This window comes from Streptomyces sp. NPDC041068 (assembly GCF_040647455.1).
Classification (GTDB): domain Bacteria; phylum Actinomycetota; class Actinomycetes; order Streptomycetales; family Streptomycetaceae; genus Streptomyces.
In genome coordinates, this window is sequence record NZ_JBEZCG010000039.1 from 1 (window position 1) to 20,723 (window position 20,723).

The window sequence follows — 20,723 nt, forward strand, 5'->3', positions numbered from 1 at the left end:
GAGAGGATCTTCACGGCGGTGGTCTTGCCCGCGCCGTTCGGGCCGAGCAGGGAGAAGATCGTTCCTTCGGGCACGGCCAGGTCGATGCCGTCGAGCACGACCTTGTCTCCGTAGGACTTGCGCAGCCGGTGTGCCGCGATGGCCAAGCTGGTCATGAGAGGGGCTCCTTGGAAGCTGCGGTGCTGGTCAGGGGCTGGTTCAGAGACCGGGGCAGAGGTCGGAGGTCAGAGGCTGCGGGCGGTGATGTCGCCGTACGCGGTGGTCGCGTGGATGGTCAGGCCCGGGGTGCCGTCGGTGTTCTTGAGCGCGTTGTCGATCCGGCCGTAGCCGGTACCGGCGTTCAGGGAGGCGGAGACCCCGCGGGCGGCGCCGATCGCGATCGCGCCGGACTCGGTGCGCAGCGTCACCTCGCCGCGCACGGCCTCGGTGATCCGGATGTCGCCCTTCTGGGCGCTGATCTCCGCGGGGCCACCGAGGCGGCCGACCGAGATGTCGCCGGCCTGGACGGTGAGGCGGGCGCCCGCGGTCTCGTCGAGCTTGACCGCGCCGTGCGCGCCCTCGTAGGTGACGTCGCCGAGCCGTCCGACGCCGCGGAGTTCGGCGGCGGCGGCCTTCGCCTCGACCCGGGATCCGGCGGGCAGCTGGACCGTCACCTCGACGGAGCCGGAGTTGCCGAGGATCCGGTTCTTCGGGGCCGCGGCCTCGACCCGCAGGACGCCGTCGGCGTACGCGACCTGGATCCGCTCCGCGGCCTGCACGTCGCGGTCCTTGGTGGCGTCCGCGGGCAGGACCTCGACCGTGGTGTCGGCGCGGTCGGCGGCGATGAGACGGATGCGGCCCGCGGGGATGTCGAGGACGGCGGCGATCGGGGCGAGGGTGTCGAACTTCTGCATGGTGCTTCTCCTTCATCAGGGGCGGGCTCTCTGTCGGCCCGCCGTTTCCGATGACGTAAAAGCTACGTTGCCTTTACTGATCCGGCAACAACTTCGTTGCGTAGAAGTGCAGTAATTGCAGGTCAGAGCGGATAAATCGTTGCAACGGATTCGAGCCGAACGCAACGCAACAAGCTCCGTTCGTTGCAATGGGATGGGGGTGAACGCTATGGTGACGGCACCGAGTGGCACGAGAAGGCCGAGAAGGCCGAGAAGACCGAAAGAGGGAGAACGCGATGCCGGGAGGCAGGCTCACCCAGCAGGAACGCCAGCAGATCGCGCTGGGACTGGCCGACGGCCTCGCCTACGCGGAGATCGCCAGGCGCCTGGACCGCCCGACCTCGACCGTCACCCGTGAGGTCATGCGCAACGGCGGCCCCACCTCCTACCGCGCCGAGCTGGCCCACCGCGCCACCGAACGCCGCACCCAGCGGCGGAAGCAGCCCGCGCCCGGGGGGACGGAGGCGGTCTCGCAGGCCCACGGGCGCGACGCGGAGGCCGTGCGCGCGTACGAGGAGGTGTTCACCACCGTCGTCATGGCCTCGGGCATGCCGAAGATGATGTCCCGGGTCCTCGCCTGCCTCACGCTCACCGACTCGGGCAGCCTCACCGCGGCCGAACTCGCCCAGCGCCTCCAGGTCAGCCCGGCGTCCATCTCCAAGGCGGTCGCGTTCCTCGACAGCCAGGGCTTCGTCCGCAGGGAGCGGGACGAACGCCGCCGCGAGCGCTATGTCGTGGACGACGACATCTGGTACCGGTCGATGATGGCCAGCGCCCGCTCCATGGCCCAGGTCGTGGAGACCGCGCAGGAAGGCGTACGCGTCTTCGTCCCCGGCACCCCGACCGCCACCCGCCTGGAGAACATCGCCCGGTACCTCGACTTCGTCTCCGAGAGCATCGCCCGCGCCGCGGAACAGGCGCGGGCGATCCTGGCCACGAAACCGGAGAGCACCGACTCCCCGTCGTGAGCGGTCAGTCGCTCAGCACCCGGGCCAGATCGAGCGAGGACGCGACCCTGGCCGCGACGCTCTCCGCGTACGCCGCGTCGGGCCGCTCGAACTGGCCCCGCCCGGGGGCCCGCAGGAACGTCACCACGCCCAGCGTCCGCCCCCGGCTGCGCAGCACCGCGCACAGGGCGTGCACCGAGTCGTCGGGCCACTGCCGGGCGGCGGCCCACTCACGGGCCCGCTCCGACGAGGCCGCCCCCGCGCTGGACCGCACCGACCCGGCGCGCTCCACGCACTGCGTCGCCGGATGCCCCTCCGGATAGCGCACCGGCAGCCCGGCCATGGCGACCGGCAGGCAGGGGCCCGGCGGCCCCGCGGGCGTCGCGGCGACCCGCACGAGCCGCACCGGTTCCTCGCCCGCCACCAGGTCCACCAGGGCGTGGTCGGCGAACCCGGCGAGCGCGAAGTCCAGCTGGATCGTGGCCGCCTCCATCGGGTCCTCGCACTCGGCGGCGGCATGCGCCGCACGGTGCAACTGATGGGAGCGGAAGCGCAGTTGCGAAGCCTCCTGCTCGGTGTGCTTGGCCTCCGTCACGTCCTGGAAGAGCCAGCCGACGCCCAGCGGCACGGGCTCCTCCGCGAGCGGCGAGGCGAGCCGCAGGAACCCGCTGCGCCAGCACCGCCGCTCGAACCCTTCGGCCTGGCCGCCGCCGGACCGCACGGACACCCACAGCTCGGCGGGCGCGGGCGGCGCCCCTTCGGCGAGCACATGGGCAAGCGCGCTCTCCAGTTCCTCGACGCCCTGCCCGAGCAGATCGGCAAGGGGCCGACCCAGTGCGGCCGTACGCCCAACTCCCAGAGAACGGGCGGCATGCTCATTCATGACAGCAGGCCGAAGATCGGCATCGACGAGGACGACGCCCCAGGTGGCCTTCTCGAAGAGGGCCTCGCTCAGGGCGATGGACCGCTCCAGGTCGATCTGGGCATGCACCTCGCTGAAGGCGCAGTACACCCCCGAGGGCTTCCCGTCCCCGCCGCGCACGGAGGCGGACTGCGTGCGCACGAGCACCCGGCCGCCGTCCTTGGTCACCAGGGCGAACTCGTGCACCTGCCGGCCCGGCGCGTCCATCGCGGACAGCAGCCGCTCCTCGACCTCCCCGGCATCGGCGGCCCGCACGGCCCATCCCGCGAACCCCCGCCGCCCGACGGCCTCCGCGGCCGACCACCCGAGAATCCGCTCGGCCTCGCGGTTCCAGTGCGTCACCACGCCATCGGCGTCGAACGCGCACAGCGCGGCATCCATCCCGTCGAGCAACGCCGCGAGCAACTCGGCCCCTCCGGGCTCTGGCTCTTCAGGACCCAGTTCGTCAGTAGTTCCGCTCTGCCGCGAAGCGCTCACCTGGAACCCCCTGCAGGCCGTGTCCTCAGATCATTCAACTCGAACGTGACGCACCCCACAGCTAGTTCCCGGAAGTTGGAGAGATTTGCAGAGAAAACGTCGTGCGCGGAAATTCGGTTGTGCGGCGCACGGGACGCTTCCTAGGGTGGCGTGCACACGAGAAGGGAGGTGGTTCGGCAGATGTATGGAAACCGGACGCGTGAGGTGACTGCGGGCTAGCGGCCCGTCGTCGCAACTCGAATTCGGCGCCGGACCAGCACGTGTGGTGTGCGTGCAGCCGGCCCTATTCCCAAGCAGTCACCCGACCCGCGAGCCGCCGGTACGTCCGGCCGGCTTCCTCCGCCCCAGGCGGCAGGAACCACGGCTCGCGGGTCGTCTGCGTTTGCGGGGCGGGTGCTGCGAGCCCTAGCCCCTGCTGACCGCCGTAAGGATCTCCGGCAGGCGACGGGCCAGGCGGGGGGACGCGAGGCGCAGGCCCAGGTCGGTGATGGCCGCGCCGTACGCCGTGCCGACGGGCAGCAGGAGCCAGGTCCAGGTCGAGCCGGTCGAGGCGTGCAGCCAGATCGTGAGGGCGATGACCGGGGCGCACAGCAGGGCCGCCGCGACCATGCCGCCGAAGATGGAGATCCAGGCGAGTCCCGCCTGGCCGGGGGCGGCGCTCTTGTAGCCCTCCTGCGGGATCGAGTACGGGAAGCGGGCCGAGGACCACGCGCCCGTCGCCAGCATCGCGCCCAGCAGGGCGAAGGTGAGGCCGAGGGCCTCGGGGAGCGCGGGCCAGTCGCCGAGCATCGCCGTCGTGACGACCGTGACCAGGGTGGCGTACGGAAGGGTGATGACGAGGAGCGCCAGGGCCCGGCCGCGCAGCTCCACGTACGCGTCGCGGGTCGACGAGATCGTCATCGCCACCATCCAGAACGCCGAGGTGTCCTGGCCGAACTGGTTGTACATCAGGATGCCGAGCATCCCCGCCGCGAAGCACGCGAAGTAGACGGAACCGGTGCCCTGCAGGGCGTTGAAGAGCGGCACGATCAGGCCGATGGCCAGGGACGTCACCCAGGCGGCCTTGGTCTTCGGGTCGCGCCACACATAGCGCAGGCTGCGCTCCATGACGGTGCCGGTGCGGCCCGCGGGGAGGAGCCCGCCGAGGGCGTCCGAGGCGCGGGAGGCGCCCTTGTCCGGTTCCGCCGCGGCGATGGTGGAGCCGTCCGGGCTCGTCATCAGGCGGGTCAGGCTGCGCTGCCAGAGGGCGAGGAGCCCCGCCAAGGCGGCCAGGGTCAGGGCGAGTTGGGCCGCGGCCGTCGCGTACGCGCCCTCGCTCACCGAGTCCACCGCGCCGAGCGCGGCGGCCGGCGGGATCCAGCGCACCACGTCCGCGGCCGGGTCGAGCGTGGAGAGCCCGGACGAACCGAGCTTCTGCGCCCCGAAGTTGACGACCTGCGCGCCGATCGCGATGACCAGGCCGCTCAGGACCGCGAGGTCGCGCCCCTTGCGGCTGGTCAGGAGGCGAATGTTGGCGGCGGCCACCGCGCGGGCCAGCGCCACGCAGACCAGGACGACGAGCGCGGTCGCGAGGGCGCCGGTGGCGGCGGCCGCCGTGCCGTGCGCGAGCGCGATCGTCGCGCCGATCGCGAGGGAGAGAGTGATCAGGGGTCCGATGCCGACCAGCGAGGCCACCAGGAGGGCCCGGACGAGCGGGCGCGGGCGCAGCGGCAGCATCACCAGGCGCGTGGGGTCGAGCGTCTCGTCGCCGCTCGGGAAGAACAGCGGCATCACCGCCCAGCCGAGGGCGAGGACGCCGACGAGCAGGACGCAGACGGTGGCGACGTGGTCGTTGCCGCGCAGCGCGATCAGGCCGATGAGCTGAAGGGCGGCGTAGAGCAGCGCGATGGTGACGGACGCGATGTAGGCGGCCCGCCGCCCGGCCGACTGACGCAGGCCGTTGCGCAACAGGGACAGCTTCAGGCGTACGAAGACAGGGGTGATCCCCGGGGTGGCGCCGGGGGCGGCCGGCGACGCGGTCACGGGGGCGTTCATCGCGCACCGCCGCCCAGCCAGTCCAGGTCGGACCCCGCGTTGCGGCCGTTCGCGCCGACGAGTTCGAGGAACGCCTCCTGCAGCGAGGGCGCCGAGCCCCGCACCTCGGCGAGCGTGCCGTGTGCGCGGATGCGGCCCGCGGCCATGACCGCGACCCAGTCGCAGAGGGACTCGACGAGCTCCATGACGTGCGAGGAGAAGACGACGGTGGCGCCGGAGGCGGTGTAGCGCTCCAGGACGCCGCGGATCGTCTGGGCGGAGACGGGGTCGACGCCCTCGAACGGCTCGTCCAGGAAGAGGACTTCGGGGTTGTGGAGCAGCGCCGCCGCCAGGCCGATCTTCTTGCGCATGCCGGTGGAGTAGTCGACGACCAGCTTGTGCTGGGCGCCCGCGAGATCGAGTACGTCGAGGAGCTGGGTGGCGCGCTTGTCGACCTCGGCACCCGGCATCCCCCGCAACCGGCCGGTGTACGCGAGGAGTTCACGCCCCGAGAGCCGCTCGAACAGGCGCAGGCCCTCGGGGAGTACGCCGATGCGGGCCTTGACCTCGACGGGGTCGCGCCACACGTCGTGGCCGACGACCTGGACGGTTCCCTGGTCCGGCCTCAGCAGGCCGGTGACCATGGAGAGGGTGGTGGTCTTCCCGGCGCCGTTGGGGCCGACCAGGCCGATGAACTTGCCCGCGGGCAGGTCGAGATCGATTCCGGCCACGGCGATCTGCTCGCCGAATCGCTTCCAGAGCCCTTGGACCCGTACCGCCGCCGGTGCTGCCTCGGTCACCCGTTCCGCCCTCCGTCGCAGGACCGTCGTACCCGTGCTCGCACGATACGTCGGAGGCGCGCCCCGCGCGGGGCAGCGAACCGGCAGTCTAGCGGCGGGCCTCCCTGCCGCATGCGTACGCCAGCGGGGAGATGATCTCCTCCGCGTCCGGCAGCCAGCGGTTGGCGGCGGTCGGACGGCACGCCCACTGCACCGCGCCGGAGGCGCCGAAGCGGGTGGGGGGAGCGGCGACGTACGCGCCCTCGCCGAGCGCGACCAGGTCGATGGCGGCCGGGGGCCAGCCCAGCTTGCGGACGAGGTCGGGGACCTTGACCGTGGCGCCGGGCAGCACGAAGAACTGCATGCGGCGGTCCGGCGTGCAGGTCACGGGGCCGAGGGTGAGCTCCATCCGCTCCATGCGGGCGAGCGCGAGGAACCCCGCGGTCTCGGGCACGTCGATCGCGTCGAACGTGCGCCCCGTCGGCAGCAGGATCGAGGCCTTGGGCTGCTTCTGCCACAGCCGCCGGGCCACGGTCGCGCTGCCGGTGGCCTGGGTCGCCCAGTCCTCGCGGGCGGGGTGCGCGCCGGGCGCGGCGCACGCGGTGTCCCCGCAGGAGCACTGCTCGGCGCCCTCGGCGGACTCGAGCCAGGTCCCGGGGAACACGTCCCAGTGACGCTCTTCCGCGTATCGCACGGCCGTGTCCAGCAAGGCTTCTCCGCGCTGCTTCGGGATCTGCGCGGCTGACGTGACTCCGATGGTCTCTTCCACGCAGTTCTCAACTCCCGCCGCCACCTCGGGTTACGGGCGCACGCGAGGGCGGAGGAGGAGCATCGATCCTGCGAGCGGGGCGCATGGGAGCACGGGTGGGGGCGCGCATGGGGATTGGCTTCCGGGTGCGGGTAGCCAGGTCAAGGGCAATCAGAGGACGCCTCGGAGGAAGCCCGGGGACCGACAGGTCCGTACAGAGTCGCACTTGTTGTTCTTCATGGTTTCTTTTGCTTCTTTTGTGGCGCATCTTCACCCTGCCCCAAGGGCATTGATCATCGTGAGGCGGTCCGCGACGGCCGTCCCCAATGATGGTCCACGGTGCACACAGGGGGTACGCCATGGCCGCCAGGCCTCTCGTCGCGCGGCAGCCCAATGAAAGGCTGCAGGCGCTCATTCAGGAAGCCGGCTGTTCCAACGCCGGACTGGCCCGCCGGGTCAACATGTGCGGAGCGGAACACGGTCTCGACCTGCGATACGACAAGACATCGGTGGCCCGTTGGCTGCGCGGGCAGCAGCCGCGCGGGCGTGCGCCCGGCATCATCGCGGAGGCACTCGGCCGCAAGCTGGGCAGGACCGTCACGATCGACGAGATCGGCATGGCGAACGGCAAGAACCTCGCCTCCGGCGTGGGCCTGCAGTTCTCGCCGACCGTCCTCGGCGCCATCGAGCAGGTCTGCGAGTTGTGGCGCAGCGACGTGGGCCGCCGTGACTTCCTCTCCGGCTCGTCCGTGGCCGCGTCCGCGCTCGTCGAGCCCAGCAGGGACTGGCTGATCTCCTCGCCGGATCCGCAGGTCGGGCGCACGGCGGGACCGCGCGTCGGGATGTCCGACGTGGCGGCGGTCAAGGCGATGACGGAGGCGCTGACGCAGCTGGACCACCAGTTCGGCAGCGGGCATGTGCGTCCTGTCGTCGTGCACTACCTCAACTCCGTGGTCTCCGGGCTGCTCGCGGGCTCCTACCGGGAAGCGGTCGGGCGCGAACTGTTCGCCGCGGTCGCGCGGTTGACGGAGCTCGCGGGCTACATGGCCGTTGACACGGGCCAGCCGGGCCTCGCCCAGCGGTACTACATCCAGGCCCTTCGCCTGGCCCAGGCGGCGGGCGACAGGGGGTACGGGGGGTACGTGCTCGCGGCGTCGATGAGCCATCTCGCCGCCCAGCTCGGAAACCCGCGCGAGATCGCGCAGTTGGCGCGGGCCGCACAGGAGGGGACGCGCGGACGGGTCACCCCCCGCGCGGAGGCGATGTTCTACGCCGCCGAGGCGCGCGGGCACGCGCTGCTCGGCGACGCGCGGGCCACGCAGGTCGTCGCGGGCCGCGCGGTCGAGGCGATGGACCGTGCGTCGGGCGACGCGGGGTCCGGCGACGACCCGGTGTGGATCCGGCACTTCGACCACGCCTATCTGGCCGACGAAATGGCGCACTGCCACCGTGACTTGGGCCAGGCGGACGCGGCGGCGCGCAGCGCGCAGGAGTCCCTGGACGGGCACCCGGAGACGCGGGCGAGGCGCCGAGCGATCGGCCTCGTCCTGCTGGCGACGGCGCAGGTGCAGCGGCGAGAGGTGGAACAGGCCTGCCACACCGGCCTGAAGGCCGTCGAACTCCTCGGCACGCTGCGGTCCAACCGCGGCGCGGAGTACCTGGAGGACTTCCAGCAGCGGCTCGAGCCCTATCGGGAGGAGCCGGTGGTACGGGAGTTCGGGGCGCGCGTCGACATCCAGGCGGCGTGAGACGCGCATACGTACCCGTGAACAGCGTCAGGGAAGGAGGTTTTGTTACTCCAGCCGCTGAGTGGAGGGCAGCGTTCTGAGCTGCGTGGCAGAGCGATGTGGCGACCCGGTAGCGTGACCCGACGGTTCCGTAGGTCCCCCATTCGTAGGAGTCCCGGTGACGCAGCAGAGCGGTCAGGGCGCTGCTTCCTCCGATCCGCAGCAGCCCGCGGCCCGGCCCGCCCACGAGGGCGTCGTGCTGCCCGCGGACGGCAGCGAGCCGCTGCTTCCCGGCACCGCGGGCCGGCACAGCGCCCCGGCGGGCGGCAGCCCGTGGGGCCAGCCCTGGGGCCCCGAATCGGCGGGCCCACCGCCGCAGGCGGGCCCGGGACAGGGCCAGGCGTGGGGTACGCCACACCAGCCGTCCGCCCAGCCGCTCCCTCCGGAGGGAGCGCCCGCGGCCGGTCCTGACGCTTCGTACGGAGGGCAGGCGGCCTACGGAGGCCAGGCTTCGTACGGAGATCAGAGGTCGTACGGAGATCAGGCGTCGTATGGAGATCAGGCTTCGTACGGTGGCCAGGCGTCGTACGGAGATCAGAGCTCGTACGGCGGTCAGGTGGCCCACGGCGGTCAGGTGGCCCACGGTGGGCAGGTAGCCCGCGGTGGTCAGGCGCCCCAAGGTGGTCAGGTGACCCATGGCGGTCAGGCGGCCCATGGTGGTCAGTCGGGCCATGGCGGCCAGTCGGCCCACGGTGGCCAGGCGAACCACGGTGGTCAGGTGACCCATGGCGGTCAGGCGGCCCATGGTGGTCAGTCGGGCCATGGCGGCCAGTCGGCCCACGGTGGCCAGGCGAACCATGGCGATCAGGCTGCCCACGGTGGCCAGGCGAACCACGGTGGTCAGGTGGCCCACGGCGGTCAGGCGCCCCAAGGTGGTCAGGTGACCCATGGCGGTCAGGCTGCCCACGGTGGTCAGTCGGGCCATGGCGGCTACGGGTACGGCGGTCAGTCGGTTCCGGGCGACGCCTCGTACGCGGGGCGGTCGGGCCACGGTGGTGCGCATGCCGCGCCCGTGCCCCAGCAGAGCCACGGTGCGCACGCCGCCCCCATGCCACAGCCGACACCCACGCCACAGCAGGGCCCCGGCGGCACTCCGTACGCGGGGCAGCAGGGCCAGGGCGCGCACGGGGCGCACGCGGGGCACGGCGCTCAGCCGCTGCCGCCCGCGGCCTCGGCCCAGCCGTTGCCCGCCGGGCAGGGCGCTCAGCCGCTGCCGCCCGTCGCCGTGCCCGGGGCGCCGTCGGACAGCGAGGCCACGCAGTACATCGCTCCCGTGCCCACGGGCGGCGTCGACGAGGGGGCCACGCAGTACATACCCCCGGTGGGACCCGGTGCCCTGCCGCCCGAGGCTCCCGCCGCCGACGCCACGCAGTTCCTGGGCAGGGCCAACGCGCCCGTACCCGGCGCCGCGCCCGCCGCCACGCCCGACAGCGAGCCCACGCAGTTCATCGCGCCCGTCCCCGGCGGAAACAGCGGGCCCGGCGGGACCACCACCCCGCCCGAACCGGCCGCCGCCCCCTACGGCATCCGCCCCGGCGCCCCCGGCGACCGGCAGCCGCCCGCCGAGTTCGACAGCCTCTTCCGCACCGAGCCGGAGGCCGAGGGCCCCGCCTCCACCCAGCAGATGCCCCGCTTCGAGGCACCCGCGCCCGCACCTGCCCCCGCCCCTGGCGGCCACGGCGGCGGTGGGCGGCGCGGCGGCGGTGGCCGCTCGAAGGCGACCCTCATCGGCGTCATCGGCGTCGGCATCGCCGCGCTCGGCATCGGCGCGGGCGCCCTCCTGAGCTCCGGCGGTGGCGACGACGACGAGAAGAAGGACGAGGGCAAGCCCGTCGCCGCGTCCGCCGAGCCGGACGAGCGGCCCTCGCCGACCGCCGACCCGGCCAAGGACCAGGCGGTCGCTCTGGACAAGCTCCTGGCCGACAGCAACAACAGCCGTGACTCGGTCATCGCCGCCGTACGCAACGTCGGCAAGTGCCAGAACCTCGGCCAGTCGGCGAAGGACCTGCGCGCCGCGGCCAAGCAGCGGAGCGGCCTCGTCACCCGGCTCGCCGCCCTCAAGGTCGACAAGCTCCCGGCCAACGACCAGCTGACCGCGTCCCTCAACAGGGCCTGGAAGGCGTCCGCCGCGGCCGACAACCACTACGCCGCGTGGGCGGACCAGGTGGCCGGCAAGAAGGGCTGCAAGAAGGGCCACGCCCGCAACACCCCGCAGACCGTGGCGGGCAACAAGCAGAGCAACGCGGCGACGACCGCCAAGGGGCAGGCCGCCAACCACTGGAACGCGATCGCGCGGAAGTACGGCCTGACCGAGCGGAACAAGACGCAGCTGTAGGACGCGGTCCCGCGCCCCGAAAGGGGCGCGGGAGGATGACTCACGCGGTCTGTTCCAGCGTCTTCTCCACGTTCACGAACCCCTTGCGCGCCGGGACGAGCCGTCCGTCCCGCACCACCTGGAACGTGACGCCCGAGTTGATCAGGCGCGGGAACTCGCTGGCCGCGAGCAGGTCCTCGAAGCGCCAGCTCAGCGTGGGGGTGAGGCCGCCCGTCTGGACCCGGAGGCCGCCGTCGAGGGCGCGGCGCAGCGTCTGGGACGTGACCTCGCCGCCGTCGAGCGACTCGACGGCCTGCTTCAGGACGGTGTACGCGATCCACGTCGTCTGCACGCCCGCGTCCGCGGGGTCGACCCGGTTGTCGCCGAACGCCTGCTCCTGGATGACCTGGCGCATCTTGTCCCAGCGGGCGTCGCTGGACGCGGGGTACCAGCCGGTGACGTACGCGCCTTCGTAAGGGCCGCTCGCGCCGCCCGTGCGGTCGACGAGGGACTGGTCGACGCTGCCGAGGACCGAGGAGATGCGGACCGGCGGATAGTCGGCCGCGGTGCGCCGGAACGAGTCGTAAAACGTGTCGGTGCGCGCCCCGAGCGCGGCGGTCACACAGCCGTCGCTCGCGCCCGCGGACTTGAGGGCCTGCTCGGCCTGCGGGGTGAGGTCGGTGCTGTCCTCGGGGGCCCGGATGTCCGCGACGGGCTTGTGGTGGCCGTCGGCGAGCCCCTGGTTGAGCAGCTTGGGCAGCTCGTCGCCCGCGAGGGTGTCGGGGCGTACGAGGGAGACGCGCTCGCAGCGGGAGGCGAGCTGGCGGCCGTTGCCCGCCATGAGGGCCGGTTCACCGCCGTTGACGGGGTAGGAGAGCGGGCTGCTGAACTCGTCGTCGGTGATGCCGTAGCCGCCGATGTAGGGGATGCCCGCGACTTCCAGCGGGGCGAGGAAGGACTTGCCGTGCTGGCTGTAGGCGCCGACGACGGCCACGACGTCCTGGTCGACCGCCTCGCGCGCGCAGTCGGCGGCGCCCACGGGGTCGTTGTGGTCGTTGCAGGTGAGGACCTTCAGCTCGCGGCCGCCGAGGCCGCCGTGGGCGTTGACCCAGCGTGCGTAGGCCTGGGCCATGGCGGGGACGCCCGGCTTGTTGGTGGCCTTGGTCTTCTCGGGGGCCCAGGTCATGACGGTGATGGGGTCGTCCCTGGAACCCCCCGTGGCTCCAGGGATGACCCCGCACCCGGCCATCAGGGACGTGCACGCCGCCGCTGCGGCCGCGGAGAGTGCTGCGGTTCGGAAGGGGCGGGGGAGGAAGGTGCGTCGCCGGCCGGTCATGTCCCTGCACGATTCCGGTGGTGGACCAACCTTGGAGTGACTCGTTCCCAACGGACAGTGACATGAAGGTGAACTGGCGGGGGCCGATTCGAGTGCACGAGGTGGGAACGTACGATCGATGACCGTGCAAGGTTCGGAGAAGTCTTCCCGTCGCGGCCGTCGCTCTAGCACCATGGGCGGCATGCCGACCAACGACATGCCGTGGTGGCGCTGGCGCAGCAATGTGCGCTCGGCGCTTCACATGCTCTCCGACCCGGACTTCCAGCGTGAGTGCTGGCTCGCGGGGCGCGAGGAGTACGGGGACGTGACCGATGCCGTGTACCGGCTCGTCGAGGACACGTGGCTGGACAACTGGTCCGCGGAGAAATACGTCGGGACGATCTTCCGGGACCCGCAGGAGGCGGCGCTCGTCGACACGGCGGTGCTGCGGGTGCTGCGGATCATGCACGAGGTGGGGCCGGACGCGATGGTGTCCGTCTATCTGGAGCACCCGGGGTGGCCGGAGGCCGTGCGGGCGGCGCGGGACGCGCATGTCCGCCTCGCGGCGGGCGACGGGGAGGATCCCGATGTGCCGCCGAAGACGCTTGAGGTGCTGCGGATCCTGACTCGGTCCGCCTGAGGTCGGCCTGAGATCCGCCGAGGTCCGGCGAGGTCCGCCTGAGGTCCGCCTGAGGTCCGCCTGAGGTCCGCTCCGCGGGACGATTGCCCACAGCGGTTTCCGCTGTGGGAACCTTGCCTGCATGAACGAGCAGTCCGTCGCCCCCGCCGCCCCCTCTGAGCAGTACGTCCTCACCCTCTCCTGCCCCGACAAGCAGGGCATCGTGCACGCCGTGTCGAGCTATCTCTTCATGACCGGCTGCAACATCGAGGACAGCCAGCAGTTCGGCGACCACGACACAGGACTGTTCTTCATGCGCGTCCACTTCTCGGCGGAGGCTCCGGTGACCGTGGACAAGCTGCGGGCCAGCTTCGCCGCGGTCGGCGACTCCTTCCACATGGACTGGCAGATCAACCGCGTCGAGGACAAGATGCGGGTCGTCCTCCTGGTGTCGAAGTTCGGCCACTGCCTGAACGACCTGCTGTTCCGCTCGCGGATCGGCGCGCTGCCCGTGGAGATCGCCGCGGTCGTCTCCAACCACACGGACTTCGCCGAGCTCGTCGCCTCGTACGACATCCCCTTCCACCACATCCCGGTGACCAAGGACAACAAGCCGCAGGCCGAGGCGCGGCTCCTGGAGATCGTGCGCGAGCAGGACGTGGAGCTCGTGGTCCTCGCCCGCTACATGCAGGTCCTCTCGGACGACCTGTGCAAGGAGCTCAGCGGGCGGATCATCAACATCCACCACTCCTTCCTGCCGAGCTTCAAGGGCGCGAAGCCGTACCACCAGGCGCACGCGCGCGGTGTGAAGCTGATCGGTGCCACCGCGCACTACGTGACGGCCGACCTCGACGAGGGGCCGATCATCGAGCAGGAGGTCGAGCGGGTCGGCCACGACGTCACCCCGGACCAGCTGGTCGCGATCGGCCGTGACGTGGAGTGCCAGGCGCTGGCGCGGGCCGTGAAGTGGCATGCGGAGCGGCGGATTCTGCTGAACGGGCGCCGCACGGTGGTCTTCGCGTAAGCCCTTGGCGGGCGCCCCCTACATCCGGCTCAGCGAAGCCGCCGCGAACAGGACGTCGCGGATGGCCTCACGGTCGCCGTCCTGGCCCGCGGCCGCCTCCTCCGGAGAGACGTGTCCCGCGGCCAGGCGGCAGAACTCGACGCCGTCCAGCGCCACATGGGCCACCTCGTGCTCGGCGGAGGCGGTCGCCGCGGGGGAGTCGAGCGGGATGAACCACTCGCCGCCGCCGAGCCCCTCGATCTCCAGGCGCAGGGTGCGCCCCGGCGCGCCCGCGGCGACCAGGCGGCGCGGTGGTGTGGCGAGCCCGGCGCGGCGGCGCTCCGCGAGCGTGCCGGGCAGTATCCGGGCGGCGAGGTCGATCATGCGGTGGAGGTGCCGGGGCGCCGGCGGCGGGTAGGGGTAGTCGACGGCGTCGGCGATGTCGCCCGCGTGGATCCAGCACTCGAAGGCGCGGTCCAGCATCGAGTCCCGCAGCGGCAGTTCGATCTTCTGCGCGGTCTCGGGGTCGGGGTCGCCGCCGGGGACCGGCACCGTTCCGTACGGCACGGGGAGCCGGCCGGAGCCGCCGCCGGCGAACGAGACCGTGCGGATCAGCTCGTGCGTCTGGTCGCGCCAGGGGCCGCGCACCGCGCGCGTGGGCGGGAAGTACGAGGCGCGCCAGTACGCCTCGGTGCGGTGGGAGGGGTCCTGGGGGCCCGTGCGCTCGGGGCCGAGCGGGTCGTCGAGGCCCAGGGCGAGCCCGACCAGGCCGTCGACCGCGAGGAGATGCGCGATGACTCCGGCCACGGTGGTCTTCCTGCTGACCGGGGCGTCCTCCTCGAACCAGCGCAGCCGCACCGGGGCGTGCCACTCCGCGTCGCCGATGTCCTGGAGGAGAGCGTCGAGGCGGGCGGTCTCCGCGTCGTACGGCACGGCCCACTCGGGGACCGGGATGCGCGGTGGGCGGCGGCCGAGGCAGCTCTCCAGGACGCGGGTGCGCAGGCCGGGGTCGAGGTCGAGGCTCTCCTCGGGGTGCAGCAGGCCGACGGCGTCGCGCAGCCGCAGCGCCTCCTCCGCGCAGGGGCCGCAGCCGCCCAGGTGCTCCTCGACGGCGGTGGCCTCCTCCGCGGAGCACGCGGAGAGCGCCCAGGCGCCGAGGAGGGACTTCAGGACGCGGTGTTCGAGGACGAGCGGCACGGCCGGGGGTGCGGCAGGGGGCGTCTCGTCGGGGTCCGGCGTCTCGTCGGGGTCCCGCCACGTCGTCTCGTCGGGTTCCCGCCACGTCGTCTCGCCGGGGCCCCGCGGCGGTGGCGGGTCGGGCACGGGCTGTCCGGTGTCCTCTATGGAGGTGCGCGGCAGCGGTATGCGCGGTGCGTCGTCCGTGCCGTCCGGCATGCCGTCCCGCATGCTGTCCGGGTCCGGCTCGTCGAACGGTTCGGGGCGGTCGGAGCCGGTCACAGCACGGTCCCGAATCCGGTCCCGGTGCCGGGGGCCGTGCCCGCGGAGGGGTCGCCGGTGTCGTTGGCCGTGGACAGGAGCTGCAGGCCGAGGCGGAGTCTGCGGCGGGCCTCGTCCTCGGTGACGCCGAGGTCGGCGGCGGTCTGGCGGTAGTCGCGCCGCTGGAAGTAGGCGAGTTCGAGGGCGGCGCGCAGCGGGGTGGGCATGGCCGTGACGATGTAGTCGGCGCGGGCCGCCGCGGAGGCGCGGCGGACCTTGCGCTCCAGGTCCTCCGTGGTGCCCTCGCCACCGAGGGCGAGGGCGGCGGACTCGGTCTGGCGGAGCCTGCGGACGGCCTGCTGGTGGGTGAGCGTGGCGATCCAGGAACGCAGGGGGCCCTGCTTGGGGTCGTACGCGTCGGGGTTCTCCCAGATGTGGGTGAAGACCTCGCGGGTGATGCGGTCCGCGGCGCTCTCCTCGCCGAGGACGCGGTGGGCGAGGCCGTGCACCAGCGAGGCGAAGCGGTCGTACAGCTCGCCGAGTGCGGCGGCCTCTCCGTGCGCGAGCCGCTGTTGCATACGGCGGTCCCAGCGCCGCGGCGCGTCCTTCGGCATGCGTCCCCCTCGTGCGCTTGCCCGTACTGCTGTCCGTACTGCTGTCCGTACTGCTGTCCGTACTGCCGTCTTCTTCGACCGTACTTCTGTCGTTCCCGACTCTCCATCGAATGTAGTCGGCGCCGCTGACAGCGCACTCCTGTTTGAGGCAAAGCGCGGCTTCTGCCGGGCACCGGATGATATTGACGAGAGCTTGCTGGTGTTTCATGGGGGAGCGGTGGGGCAGCCGAAGCAGAACGAAGCGTAAGGACTGCTTCCGGATCACTGCGGAATCAGCGGGCGGACAGGGCTGGCGGGAGGCGTGGCGGGTGACGCTCAAGGTGACGGTGGGCGAGCAGTCCGGCTGGGCGGTGCTGCGCGTGTCCGGCGAGATGGACCTGCTGACCTCGCCCGTGCTGCGCCAGCGCGTGCACGACGCGGTGGCCGACGGGCGCCGCAGCATCGTGCTCGACCTCTCCGAAGTGCTGTTCTGCGACTCCAGCGGCGTCGGCGTGCTCATCGCCACGCGCCGTCTGATCCGCTCCTGTCAGGGGCGGCTGCGGCTGATACTGCCGGCCAAGGGCGCGGTCGACGGCTCCCATGTGAACCGTGTCCTCGCGGCCCTCGGCGTACGCCGCCTGTTCGAGGTCTTCCCGGACGTGGGGGCGGCGCTGGACGACGGGGCGACCCCGCTGTCCGCGTAGGGGCGGTGCATGCTCAGACGTGCCGTTTGGCCGCCGCCACAAAGGAGTTGATGGCGTCCCGCGAGATGCGCCGCCGCTCGCCGAGTACGCCGCGGTCGTCGGTCCTGTGCACGTCGGCGACCTGGTCGAGGGTCTCGGCGGCGAGGCGGACGAGCTCCTCGTCGTTGGTCAGCAACTGCACCCGGAACAGCGCTTCCTGGGCCTCGGAGCGCAGCTCGTAGGAGCGGAAGCGGGACTCCTCGCTCTCCTCGGTGCGGTTCTCCGCCCGGCTGAACCAGCGGTCGACCAGGACCCGCCGGTAGTTGACCAGCGCCCCCGCGTACGCGCAGTACGCGTCGATCCGTTCCTGCCGCAGTTTCTCGCCGCGCGTGAACTCCTCCGTCCGTTCGATCGACTTCCGCTGGAAGGCGTGCGTGACCCCCGCACCCAGCAGAGTTCCCAACACCGCTATGACACTTGCCGCAACCGCTTCCACGGGAACAGTGCAGCACATCACCCTTGTGACACACCCTTGTCCCGGAATTCCGGCGGTCTTGGCACAAGCGTCGGTTTCCCGCCCCCCGGTGGCCTGCGAAGACGTACGCTCGCTGCCGGGGACACACACCCCCTGAACACGCACCCAACCGCGGAAGTGAGGCGGCCCGAAGACCATGGACAGTGCCGAGTACGAGCGTAGGATCGCGGCCCGGTTCGCCACCTTCGACCAGGACGGCAACGGCTACATCTCCCGTGAGGACTTCAGCACGGCGGCGGCCGCCCTGTGCGCGGAGTTCGGCGCGACGGCGCGGTCCGAGAAGGGGCAGGCCCTCTACATCGGGGCCGAGGCGTTCTGGCAGGGCATGGCCGGAATCGCGGATCGCGACGGGGATCAGCGGATCACCCGGGACGAGTTCGTGGGCGGCGCGGTGAAGCGGCTGCGGGACAACCCCGGCCGGTTCGCCGAGATCGCCCGCCCCTTCCTGCACGCGGTCATCGCGGTCGCCGACGGCGACGCCGACGGCGCGGTGACCCCCGGCGAGGCCGGGCGGGCGCTCAAGGCGCTCGGCGTGCCCGAGGACATCGCGGGGACGGTGGCCGGCGCGCTGGACGCATACGGCGACGGCAAGGTCGCCGAGCAGGAGATCGTGACGGCCTTCGCGCAGTACTTCACGGTGCCCGAGTAGCCCTGCGCGGGCCCCGGCAGCGGGGTCAGCTCCGGGAGAAGCGCTCCCGGAGCTTGTACTTGAGCACCTTGCGCAGCGTCTCGTTGCGGGGAAGCGCCTCGACCAGCTCCAGCTGTTCCGGCAGCTTGTAGGTGGAGAGGCCTTCCCCGCGCAGATACGAGACGACCGTCTCCAGGGTCAATTCCCCGGCCCCCGCGTGCTGTTCGACCACCGCGCAGACCCGCTCCCCGCGCTCGGGGTCGGGCAGGCCTACGACCGCCGCGTCGCCCACGGCCGGGTGCTGGTGGAGCAGGTCCTCGATCTCCTTGGCGGAGATGTTCTCGCCCTTGCGGATGATGATGTCCTTGGCCCGCCCGGTGAGCACCAGATGGCCGCTCTTCTTGAGGTGGCCGAGGTCGCCGGTGATCAGGAACCCGTCGGCGTCGAAGACGTCCGCGCTCTGCCGGGGGTCCAAGTAGCCCCGGCAGACGGCCTCCCCGCGCAGTCGCACCTCGCCGTCCGTGTCGGGCGGCAGCTCCTTGCCGTCCGCGTCCGTGACCCGGATCTCCATGCCCTCCGGGGGCAGCCCTTCCGTCGTCGCGAGGTTCTCCGCGGTGTCGTCAGGGGCGCCCATCGTGATCATCGGGACCTCGGTCATGCCGTACCCGTGGGTGAGTTGGCAGCCCATCTCGCGTACGACGGCGTGATAGATCTCCGGCGGCTTGGGTGCCCCGCCGCCCGCGAGGAGGCGCAGGGTCGGGATGACCTTCTCGCCCGGCCGCAGCTTGCGCTGCTCGGTCAGGAACATCGAGTAAAAGGCCGTCGACCCGCCCGCCACGGTCACGCCGTGCCGCCGGTAGCCGTCGAGCGCGGCGGGCAGCGCGAAGTGCTCGAACATGACCGCGGGGAAGCCGTAGAGCAGCAGCATCACGGTGTAGTCGGGGCCCGCGATGTGCGCGAAGGGGAACGCCATCGAGCCGACGTCGGAGGCCTTCAGGTGCAGGGCGTGGGCCAGGCAGGAGCCGCCCGCCATCAGTGAACGGTCCGTGTGCAGCACGCCCTTGGGGTCGGACGTGGTGCCCGACGTCCAGTAGATCCAGCGGACCGCCGTGCCGTCGGAGGGCGGCGGGGGCAGCACGGACGGGTCGCCGTCGGGCAGGTCGTCGTACGCCTCGAAGACGCCGCGCGCGCCGAGCCGTCGCGCCATCTCCCTGTGGTCGAAGCCGCGCCAGGTCCCGGGCACCGCGAAGTACTCCGCCTTCGACTCCCGCAGGGCGAAGCCGACTTCGCGGTCGCGGTAGAAGGGGATGACGGGGGACTGGACGGCGCCGATGCGGGCGAGCGCGAAGGAGAGCAGGGCCGTCTCGATGCGGGTGGGCAGCTGCCAGGCGACGACCGTGCCGGGGCGCACCCCCATGTCGTGGAGCCCCGCGGCGACGCGCTCGGCGCGGTCCCGCAGCTCCCCGAAGGTGAGCGTGCGGTCGTCGGAGGGGTCGGCCGCGGCCTGGAGGAGGACGGGCCTTTCGGGGGTGAGGTCGGCGCGGCGCGCGATCAGCTCCCAGAGCGTGCGGGACTCGCTCAGCGCGTACGCGGTCTCGTTCCTGTGCTCGTGCTCGTGCTCGTTCCCGTGCTTGGGCTCGCGCCCGGGCTCGTGATCGTGATCGTGATCGTGCTCCGAGGTCCTCATGCGGTCCCCTCCCAGCCCCACCGGCTGAACTGACGGGTAGTCAGATCGTGCCGAGAGCGTAAGGCTCCGCGCCTTGTCGGTCCAGGGGTGCGGGGCTAGCCTGCGTTCTGACGGGTCATCAGATCATTTCGGAGGGCCGGAGGGGACGTGCCGCATGGACCTCACGTACACCGACGAGGAGGAGGCCTTCCGGGCCGGTCTTCGTGACTGGCTCGCGACGGTGCTCCCGAAGCTCCCCGCCAAGCCCTCGCCCCAGGACTGGCCCGGACGCCGCGCCTACGACACCTCGTGGCAGCGCATGCTGTACGACGCGGGCTACGGGGAGGTGCACTGGGACGCATCGCCGACGCAGCGGCTCATCTTCCTGGAGGAGACGGAGAAGGCCGGTGCCCCCTATGTGGGCGCCAACTTCGTGGGGCTGCTGCACGCGGGGCCCACCATCGCCTCCGAAGGCACCCCCGAACAGCGCGAGCGCTGGCTGCCGCCCGTGCTGCGCGGCGACGAGGTGTGGTGCCAGGGCTTCAGCGAGCCCGACGCCGGCTCCGACCTCGCGTCGCTGCGCACGCGCGCGTGGCGGGACGGCGACCACTACGTGGTGAGCGGATCCAAGATCTGGACCTCGCACGCCGAGGTCGCCGACTGGTGCGAGCTTTTGGTGCGTACGACGCCGGTGAGCGAGGCCGTGCCCAAGCACCGGGGCATCACCTGGCTCGCGATGCAGATGGACGCCCCCGGCATCACCGTACGCCCGCTGCGCACGCTCGCCGGGTCCACGGAGTTCGCCGAGGTGTTCCTCGACGAGGTGCGGGTGCCGGTGGCGAACCGGGTCGGCGAGGAGAACGACGGCTGGCGCGTGACGATGGTGACCCTGTCGTACGAGCGGGGCACCGCCTTCGTGGGGGAGGTGGTGGCCTGCCGGCGCGTGCTCGGTGAACTCGCGCGCGAGGCACGGAAGAACGGCCGCTGGGACGACGCGGTGCTGCGGCGCGGGCTGGGGCGGCTGAGTGCGGAGTTCTCCGCGCTGTGGCGGCTCACGCAGTGGAACGTGAGCGAGGCGCAGCGCACGGGCGGGGTGCCCGGCGTGGGCGGATCGGTCTTCAAGCTGCGGTACTCGCACGCGCGCCAGGAGCTGTACGACGCCGCGGCCGATGTGCTCGGCGCGGGCGCGCTCGACCTCGGTCACGAGTGGAACCTCGACCGCCTGTCCTCGCTGTCGTACACGATCGCCGCGGGGACCTCGCAGATCCAGCAGAACATCGTGGCCGAGCGGATTCTCGGCCTCCCGAAGGAGCGGTGAGGGTCCG

At 72.1% G+C, this 20,723-nt stretch carries 19 protein-coding genes; 8 read left to right on the forward strand and 11 right to left on the reverse strand.

All coding sequences use genetic code 11. The features are described from left to right. Positions 1 to 155: ATP-binding cassette domain-containing protein (locus tag AB0B50_RS43860; RefSeq protein WP_362343540.1), on the reverse strand; the 155-nt coding region annotated here is incomplete at its 3' end. 69 nt (positions 156 to 224) lie between these two features. Next, positions 225 to 893 carry a DUF4097 family beta strand repeat-containing protein gene (locus AB0B50_RS43865; RefSeq protein WP_362343474.1) on the reverse strand — a complete coding sequence of 223 codons (669 nt, stop codon included), beginning with the start codon at positions 891 to 893 and terminating at the stop codon, positions 225 to 227. A gap of 275 nt (positions 894 to 1,168) precedes the next feature. Here AB0B50_RS43865 and AB0B50_RS43870 point away from each other — a divergent pair, with 275 nt between their 5' ends. Next, a complete protein-coding gene (locus AB0B50_RS43870) occupies positions 1,169 to 1,900 on the forward strand; it encodes a helix-turn-helix domain-containing protein (protein WP_362343477.1) in 732 nt (243 codons plus the stop codon). Between the two features lie 4 nt (positions 1,901 to 1,904). On the opposite strand, the gene AB0B50_RS43875 is transcribed toward AB0B50_RS43870, so the two are convergent. The 4 genes from AB0B50_RS43875 to AB0B50_RS43890 all read right to left on the reverse strand — a co-directional run bounded on the left by AB0B50_RS43875 (position 1,905) and on the right by AB0B50_RS43890 (position 6,839). Next, positions 1,905 to 3,278 (reverse strand): PAS domain-containing protein, encoded by a 1,374-nt coding sequence (locus AB0B50_RS43875; protein WP_362343480.1) that lies wholly within the window; start codon positions 3,276 to 3,278, stop codon positions 1,905 to 1,907. Between the two features lie 405 nt (positions 3,279 to 3,683). Further along, entirely contained in the window at positions 3,684 to 5,312 is a 1,629-nt protein-coding gene (locus AB0B50_RS43880; RefSeq protein WP_362343483.1) for a transporter, read from the reverse strand. Continuing rightward, positions 5,309 to 6,091, reverse strand: coding sequence for an ABC transporter ATP-binding protein (locus tag AB0B50_RS43885; RefSeq protein ID WP_362343486.1), 783 nt, complete (start codon positions 6,089 to 6,091; stop codon positions 5,309 to 5,311). Before AB0B50_RS43885 ends, AB0B50_RS43880 begins: the two co-directional genes overlap by 4 nt. An 88-nt stretch (positions 6,092 to 6,179) precedes the next feature. Next, entirely contained in the window at positions 6,180 to 6,839 is a 660-nt protein-coding gene (locus tag AB0B50_RS43890; protein WP_362343488.1) for a bifunctional DNA primase/polymerase, read from the reverse strand. 338 nt (positions 6,840 to 7,177) lie between these two features. Here AB0B50_RS43890 and AB0B50_RS43895 point away from each other — a divergent pair, with 338 nt between their 5' ends. Then, positions 7,178 to 8,566: a transcriptional regulator gene (locus AB0B50_RS43895; protein ID WP_362343491.1), complete on the forward strand. Its 1,389-nt coding sequence runs from the start codon at positions 7,178 to 7,180 to the stop codon at positions 8,564 to 8,566. A 919-nt stretch (positions 8,567 to 9,485) separates the two neighbouring features. Beyond that, positions 9,486 to 10,940: a hypothetical protein gene (locus AB0B50_RS43900; RefSeq protein ID WP_362343494.1), complete on the forward strand. Its 1,455-nt coding sequence runs from the start codon at positions 9,486 to 9,488 to the stop codon at positions 10,938 to 10,940. A 40-nt stretch (positions 10,941 to 10,980) separates the two neighbouring features. Here AB0B50_RS43900 and AB0B50_RS43905 read toward each other — a convergent pair whose 3' ends face one another. Next, a complete protein-coding gene (locus AB0B50_RS43905; RefSeq protein WP_362343497.1) occupies positions 10,981 to 12,255 on the reverse strand; it encodes an ABC transporter substrate-binding protein in 1,275 nt (424 codons plus the stop codon). A gap of 118 nt (positions 12,256 to 12,373) precedes the next feature. Here AB0B50_RS43905 and AB0B50_RS43910 point away from each other — a divergent pair, with 118 nt between their 5' ends. After that, positions 12,374 to 12,874 (forward strand): hypothetical protein, encoded by a 501-nt coding sequence (locus tag AB0B50_RS43910; protein WP_362343499.1) that lies wholly within the window; start codon positions 12,374 to 12,376, stop codon positions 12,872 to 12,874. Between the two features lie 121 nt (positions 12,875 to 12,995). Further along, entirely contained in the window at positions 12,996 to 13,877 is an 882-nt protein-coding gene (gene purU, locus AB0B50_RS43915) for a formyltetrahydrofolate deformylase (RefSeq protein WP_362343502.1), read from the forward strand. Between the two features lie 18 nt (positions 13,878 to 13,895). Here the strand turns inward: purU and AB0B50_RS43920 are convergent, their stop codons facing one another. Continuing rightward, complete coding sequence (locus AB0B50_RS43920; RefSeq protein ID WP_362343543.1) at positions 13,896 to 15,263, reverse strand: zf-HC2 domain-containing protein; 1,368 nt, start codon at positions 15,261 to 15,263, stop codon at positions 13,896 to 13,898. 47 nt (positions 15,264 to 15,310) lie between these two features. Continuing rightward, positions 15,311 to 15,907 carry a sigma-70 family RNA polymerase sigma factor gene (locus tag AB0B50_RS43925; protein WP_362343505.1) on the reverse strand — a complete coding sequence of 199 codons (597 nt, stop codon included), beginning with the start codon at positions 15,905 to 15,907 and terminating at the stop codon, positions 15,311 to 15,313. A gap of 308 nt (positions 15,908 to 16,215) precedes the next feature. Here AB0B50_RS43925 and AB0B50_RS43930 point away from each other — a divergent pair, with 308 nt between their 5' ends. Continuing rightward, the gene (locus tag AB0B50_RS43930; protein ID WP_362343508.1) at positions 16,216 to 16,590 is read left to right on the forward strand and encodes an STAS domain-containing protein; all 375 of its coding nucleotides are present in this window, start codon (positions 16,216 to 16,218) and stop codon (positions 16,588 to 16,590) included. A 13-nt stretch (positions 16,591 to 16,603) separates the two neighbouring features. Here AB0B50_RS43930 and AB0B50_RS43935 read toward each other — a convergent pair whose 3' ends face one another. Then, positions 16,604 to 17,035 (reverse strand): hypothetical protein, encoded by a 432-nt coding sequence (locus AB0B50_RS43935; RefSeq protein ID WP_362343511.1) that lies wholly within the window; start codon positions 17,033 to 17,035, stop codon positions 16,604 to 16,606. Between the two features lie 205 nt (positions 17,036 to 17,240). On the opposite strand from AB0B50_RS43935, the gene AB0B50_RS43940 reads away from it, so the two are divergent. After that, a complete protein-coding gene (locus tag AB0B50_RS43940; RefSeq protein ID WP_362343514.1) occupies positions 17,241 to 17,753 on the forward strand; it encodes an EF-hand domain-containing protein in 513 nt (170 codons plus the stop codon). Between the two features lie 25 nt (positions 17,754 to 17,778). Here AB0B50_RS43940 and AB0B50_RS43945 read toward each other — a convergent pair whose 3' ends face one another. Then, positions 17,779 to 19,419: an AMP-binding protein gene (locus AB0B50_RS43945; RefSeq protein ID WP_362343516.1), complete on the reverse strand. Its 1,641-nt coding sequence runs from the start codon at positions 19,417 to 19,419 to the stop codon at positions 17,779 to 17,781. 154 nt (positions 19,420 to 19,573) lie between these two features. On the opposite strand from AB0B50_RS43945, the gene AB0B50_RS43950 reads away from it, so the two are divergent. Then, complete coding sequence (locus AB0B50_RS43950) at positions 19,574 to 20,716, forward strand: acyl-CoA dehydrogenase family protein (protein ID WP_362343519.1); 1,143 nt, start codon at positions 19,574 to 19,576, stop codon at positions 20,714 to 20,716. The last annotated feature ends 7 nt before the right edge of the window (positions 20,717 to 20,723 follow it).